The sequence below is a fragment of the Staphylococcus ureilyticus genome, assembly GCF_002902235.1.
In the GTDB taxonomy this organism is placed as follows: domain Bacteria; phylum Bacillota; class Bacilli; order Staphylococcales; family Staphylococcaceae; genus Staphylococcus; species Staphylococcus ureilyticus.
This window is the reverse complement of sequence record NZ_PPRL01000030.1, coordinates 1-5617: the sequence shown is the minus strand read 5'-3', so window position 1 is coordinate 5617 and position 5617 is coordinate 1. Positions and strand designations below refer to the sequence as shown.

Here is a 5617-nt window from a genome sequence, read left to right as displayed (position 1 = left end):
TTTTTAATTTTTAGGGAATATAAAATAAATAATACTTTTAAAATAATCTTTGTATTTAAATGATAACTAATTCATAAATATTTATAATAAATAAAAAAGTACAACCTCATTTAAATGAAAACGAAGTTGTACTTTTTGCGGAGGTCATATGTTTAATTAACCTCAAATGTTATTTTTTATAAAGTTTAATTTTGATTTCATAATAATCATCATGGTCTTTCGCTTGATGTTCAAACTTGATACCACTTTTTTCAAGTTCCTCTAAACTTTTGCCTACCGCTTCACGTGCATCCGTTAAGTCTTTTTCAAATGCAAAACTTTGCGCTTTCACTTTTTCAGGGCCAACTTTTTGTTTTACTCTTGCTTCAGTTTGTTTCACATTTAACTTTTGGCTTATAATCGTTTCCACCAATGTTTCTTGATCTTCATCTGATAAACTTAGCATCGCACGTGCGTGACGTTCTGTAACTTTGCCTTCACGCAAACGTTCTATCACTTTAGGCGCTAATTTTAATAATCTCAATTTATTTGCTATAAAACTTTGACTTTTACCTACACTTTTAGCTAATTCACTTTGTGTCGTATCGCCTAGTTCTAAAAGTTTCTTATAAGCTTCTGCCTCTTCTACTACAGATAAATTTTCACGTTGAATATTTTCTATTAAAGCTACCACTGCAGTTTCTTCATCGCCTAAATCTCTGATAATGACATCTGCGTATGTCTTATTCAACGATTGTAAGGCTCTAAATCTACGCTCTCCAGCAATAATTTCAAACATATCCTCTTCTATAGGACGCACTACAATCGGTTGTAACAATCCATGCTCATCTATTGATTCTGCGAGTTCTTTAATCTTATTTGGCTCAAATACTTGTCTTGGTTGATAACGATTTGGCACAATACGTTCAGTATGAATAGATTCAACACTATTATGATCCTCTTCAATATAACCAACAATGTCATCTTTATTTTTCAAACCAAATAATTTAGAAAAAGGTTTCTTCATATTTTATGCGCTCCCTCTAAATTAGTTGTATTAAATCACTTTTCTTTTTCAAGTAATGGAGACTTATTGGGCATTCCTGGTTTTCTTGGATATTTCTTTGGTGTCTCGCTTCTCTTATCTATCTTGATTATTTGCCTTTCACCAGCATCTTCTGGTAATTCATATGAAATGACATCCTGAAGTTTACCACCGAGGACTCCTATACCAAAACGCGCTTCTTCCAATTCTTCTTCGCCTTTAGCTGATTTTAAAGCAATGAATTGTCCACCCTTTTTAACTAACGGTAAACACAATTCGCTTAATACGGAAAGTCTAGCAACTGCACGTGCAGTTACAATATCATAAGACGCCCTGTAGTCTCCCTTCCCGTATATTTCTGCGCGATCATGTACAAAACTCACATTTTCTAAATCTAATACTTCTGCTAACTGATTTAAAAAATGGATGCGTTTATTTAATGAATCTACAATTGTAATTTTTAAATTAGGATAAATAATTTTTAATGGAATACTTGGAAAACCAGCACCAGCACCAATATCACAAATTGTTTGCGCTTGTGTCAAATCCGTATAAAAACTGAGTGCAATCGAATCATAAAAATGTTTCAAATACACTTCATGTTCTTCAGTAATGCTTGTTAAATTCATTTTTTCATTCCATTCAACGAGCATTTGAAAATACGTTTGAAATTGATGTTGTTGATTCTCTGTAAGTTCGATACCTTGTATGCTGAGTTGCTCAGTTAACCATTTTACACTCATCTTAACTTTCCACCCTTTGTATTTTACCTTGTTCTAGGAACACTAATAAGATCGAAATATCTGCTGGGTTCACACCTGAAATCCGAGATGCTTGCGCAATATTTAACGGTTTAACTTCCGCTAATTTCTCGCGTGCTTCAGTCGCTAAACTATCGACTTTACTATAATCCAAGTCTTCTGGAATTTTCTTTTCTTCCATACGTTTTACTTTTTCAACTTGTTGTAACGACTTATTGATATAGCCTTCATATTTTGTCTGAATCTCAACTTGTTCTGCTACATCACTTGATAATTGGTTTTCTTCTTCTAAAATTTCTAGAATTAAGTTATACGTCATTTCAGGTCTACGCAATAATTCCAAAGCTAATATACCATCTTTCAAACGAGAACCGCCTTGCGCTTCAATAATTTCTTGTACGCGTTCGTGAGGTTTTATTCTAATTTCATTTAAGCGTGCTTGCTCATCTTTTATCATTTGACGTTTTTCATTGAAACGTGCATAACGTTCTTCAGAAATCATACCTAATTTATAACCTAAATCTGTTAATCGTAAATCTGCATTGTCATGTCTTAATAATAAACGATATTCTGCACGAGATGTTAATAAACGGTATGGTTCATTTGTACCTTTTGTTATAAGGTCATCTATTAAGACACCAATATAAGCATCTGAACGACTTAAGATGACTTCTTCTTCGCCTAATACTCTTGACGCTGCGTTAATTCCAGCCATGATGCCTTGTCCTGCCGCTTCTTCATAGCCAGAAGTTCCGTTGATTTGTCCTGCAGTATATAGATTTTTAATTTTTTTAGTTTCTAGTGTTGGCCACAATTGTGTTGGTACAAGCGCATCATATTCAATGGCATATCCTGCACGCATCATATCCGCTTTTTCTAAGCCTGGGATTGTTTCTAACATCTGACGTTGAACATGTTCAGGTAAGCTTGTTGATAATCCTTGTACATATACTTCATTAGTATTTCTACCTTCTGGTTCTAAGAAAAGTTGGTGTCTAGGTTTATCATTGAATCTTACAAATTTATCTTCAATTGATGGGCAATATCTAGGTCCTGTACCCTTAATCATACCGGAGTACATCGCAGATAAATGTAGATTGTCATCTATAACTTGGTGTGTTTCTCCATTCGTATATGTTAACCAACAAGGTAGCTGATCTAAAATATATTCCGTTGTTTCAAAACTAAATGCTCTACCAACATCGTCACCTGGTTGTATTTCTGTTTTAGAATAATCAATCGTTTTGGCGTTGACACGTGGTGGTGTACCTGTTTTGAATCTCACTACTTCAAATCCAAGATTTCTAAGATTATCAGCTAGTGAAATAGATGGTAATTGATGGTTTGGACCACTTGAATATTTCATATTACCTAAAATGATTTCGCCACGTAAAAATGTACCGGTTGTAATAATGACTGCATCTGCCCAGTATTCTGTACCAATGTTCGTACGTACACCTTTGATCACTTCATCTTCAATGATTAAGTCATCTACCATGCCTTGCATAATATCAAGGTTTTCTTCATCTTCAATGACTTGTTTCATTTCTTGTTGATAAAGTACTTTATCTGCTTGTGCGCGAAGTGCTCTGACTGCTGGTCCTTTACCCGTATTTAACATACGCATTTGGATATGTGTTTTATCGATTGTTTTTGCCATTTGGCCACCTAATGCGTCTATTTCACGAACTACTATACCTTTAGCCGGGCCACCAACTGATGGGTTACATGGCATAAATGCAATATTATCTAAATTTATTGTTAACATTAACGTTTTGGCACCACGTCTTGCTGAAGCAAGTCCAGCTTCTATACCAGCATGTCCGGCTCCAATTACTATTACATCATATTCTTGAGCCATATTTTTTTCCTCCCTTTTATTTTCCTAGACAGAATTGACTAAATAACTGGTTTATCAATTCTTCACTTGCGGATTCTCCGATAATTTCACCTAAAATTTCCCAAGTTCTCGTTAAGTCTATTTGAACCATATCCATTGGCACACCAGCCTCTGCAGCATCTATAGCGTCTTGAATTGAATTTCTCGCCTGTTTTAACAATGAAATATGTCTTGAATTCGATACATATGTCATATCCTGATTTTGGACATCTCCTGCAAAGAACAAATCTCTAATTTGTATCTCTAACTGATCAATACCTTCTTGTTTTAGCATTGATGTTTGAATGATTGGCATATCTCCAACCATTTCTTTAACTTCTGAAATATCTAATCGTTTGTCTAAATCCATCTTGTTAATTATGACAATGGCATCTTCGTTTTTAATAACTTCATATAGCTTGCGATCTTCTTCTGTTAAAGGTTCGTTGTAATTTAACACAAACAAGATTAAATCCGCTTCACCTAAAGCTTTGCGTGAACGCTCTACACCAATACGCTCAACGATATCTTCTGTTTCACGTATGCCAGCAGTATCTACTAACCTTAAAGGTACACCGCGGACGTTTACATACTCTTCTAAAGTATCTCGAGTCGTACCAGGTACCTCTGTTACAATCGCCTTGTTGTCTTGGATTAGGTTATTTAGCATGGATGACTTACCAACATTAGGCTTACCAACTATGACCGTTGCCAAACCTTCTCTCATTATCTTCCCTTGTGTACCTGTATCTAATAACTTATTAATTTCTGACTTAATTTGATTCGATTTTTCTAATAATACTTCTGTTGTGGCATCTTCCACATCATCATATTCTGGATAATCTATATTAACTTCTACTTGTGCAAGGATTTCGAGAATGGATTGTCGCTGTCGCTTAATCATATCACTTAAACGACCTTCAATTTGATTCATTGCAACTTTAGATGCACGATCGGTTTTAGAACGAATAAAATCCATCACCGCTTCGGCTTGAGATAAATCAATACGCCCATTTAAAAATGCACGTTTTGTATATTCACCAGGATCTGCCATTCTAGCACCGTGTGTCATCGTCAACTCTAATACCCTGTTGATGGTTAAAATACCACCATGACAATTAATTTCAACGATATCTTCTCTAGTAAATGTTTTCGGTGCACGTAAGACAGACACCATTACTTCTTCTACCACTTCATTTGTCTCAGGGTCAACAATATGTCCATAATTTATTGTATGAGAAGGTACATGTTCTAATGATTCCTTCCCTCTATATAATTTGTCTGCAATATTTACTGCGTCAACACCTGACAAACGTACAATACCGATAGCACCTTCACCCATAGGTGTGGATATACTCGTTATCGTATCTAAATCCATCATCCATCTCGCCTCCTTTTATTCTAAAATTTATCATTATAATATTGTAAATAGTTTTGGATTAAAAAGCTAACATCTTGTTTAAAAAATCTAATAAGTTAGCCTAAGGGTTGTCTGAGGTAAGACTTACGAAGGTCTTAAATGTTCAATCTCCCCTACCCTATTTAATTCGTTTATTAAAAACTTTAGCGATTTTTAAAACATGTTCTAAACTTGCTTGGATTTGAAGAGTATCCATATCTTTAGCTGGCTGCCTAGCTATGACAATAATTTCCATTGGTAATATATTTTGCTTATGCACCTTGAAGCTTTCACGAATAGCACGCTTAATTTTATTTCTAACAACAGCATTACCTAATTTTTTAGAAACACTAATACCCAGTCTAAAGTGTTCTAGTTCTTTATTAGGTTTCGTATAGACTACAAATTGACGATTTGCTACTGATTTTCCTTTTTTGTATATAAATTGAAAATCACTGTTCTTTTTAATTCGGTATGCTTTCTCCACGAAACATCACTCGCTTATCTTTTCATTACATTCATTATTATATATTAAGCCATAACATGTATTGAAT

5 protein-coding genes are annotated in these 5617 nt (G+C 34.5%); all 5 read right to left on the bottom strand.

From position 1 onward, the window contains the following. Positions 1–169: 169 nt before the first annotated feature. The 5 genes from CD150_RS03650 to rnpA all read right to left on the bottom strand — a co-directional run bounded on the left by CD150_RS03650 (position 170) and on the right by rnpA (position 5550). Positions 170–1006 (bottom strand): ParB/RepB/Spo0J family partition protein, encoded by an 837-nt coding sequence (locus tag CD150_RS03650; protein ID WP_046207167.1) that lies wholly within the window; start codon positions 1004–1006, stop codon positions 170–172. Between the two features lie 35 nt (positions 1007–1041). Then, positions 1042–1767, bottom strand: a complete 726-nt coding sequence (rsmG, locus tag CD150_RS03645) for a 16S rRNA (guanine(527)-N(7))-methyltransferase RsmG (protein ID WP_073345812.1) — start codon at positions 1765–1767, stop codon at positions 1042–1044. A gap of 1 nt (position 1768) precedes the next feature. Next, a complete protein-coding gene (gene mnmG, locus CD150_RS03640) occupies positions 1769–3646 on the bottom strand; it encodes a tRNA uridine-5-carboxymethylaminomethyl(34) synthesis enzyme MnmG (RefSeq protein WP_103161349.1) in 1878 nt (625 codons plus the stop codon). A gap of 16 nt (positions 3647–3662) precedes the next feature. Further along, positions 3663–5042: a tRNA uridine-5-carboxymethylaminomethyl(34) synthesis GTPase MnmE gene (gene mnmE, locus CD150_RS03635; RefSeq protein ID WP_103161350.1), complete on the bottom strand. Its 1380-nt coding sequence runs from the start codon at positions 5040–5042 to the stop codon at positions 3663–3665. Positions 5043–5202: 160 nt separating this feature from the next. Beyond that, positions 5203–5550 carry a ribonuclease P protein component gene (rnpA, locus tag CD150_RS03630; RefSeq protein ID WP_046207171.1) on the bottom strand — a complete coding sequence of 116 codons (348 nt, stop codon included), beginning with the start codon at positions 5548–5550 and terminating at the stop codon, positions 5203–5205. Positions 5551–5617 lie beyond the last annotated feature (67 nt).

Bases quoted from the DNA above. Each gene is read 5' to 3' on its own strand.
- mnmE (WP_103161350.1), bottom strand. From the start codon at position 5,042: ATGGATTTAGATACGATAACGAGTATATCCACACCTATGGGTGAAGGT.
- rsmG (WP_073345812.1), bottom strand. From the start codon at position 1,767: ATGAGTGTAAAATGGTTAACTGAGCAACTCAGCATACAAGGTATCGAA.
- mnmG (WP_103161349.1), bottom strand. From the start codon at position 3,646: ATGGCTCAAGAATATGATGTAATAGTAATTGGAGCCGGACATGCTGGT.
- CD150_RS03650 (WP_046207167.1), bottom strand. From the start codon at position 1,006: ATGAAGAAACCTTTTTCTAAATTATTTGGTTTGAAAAATAAAGATGAC.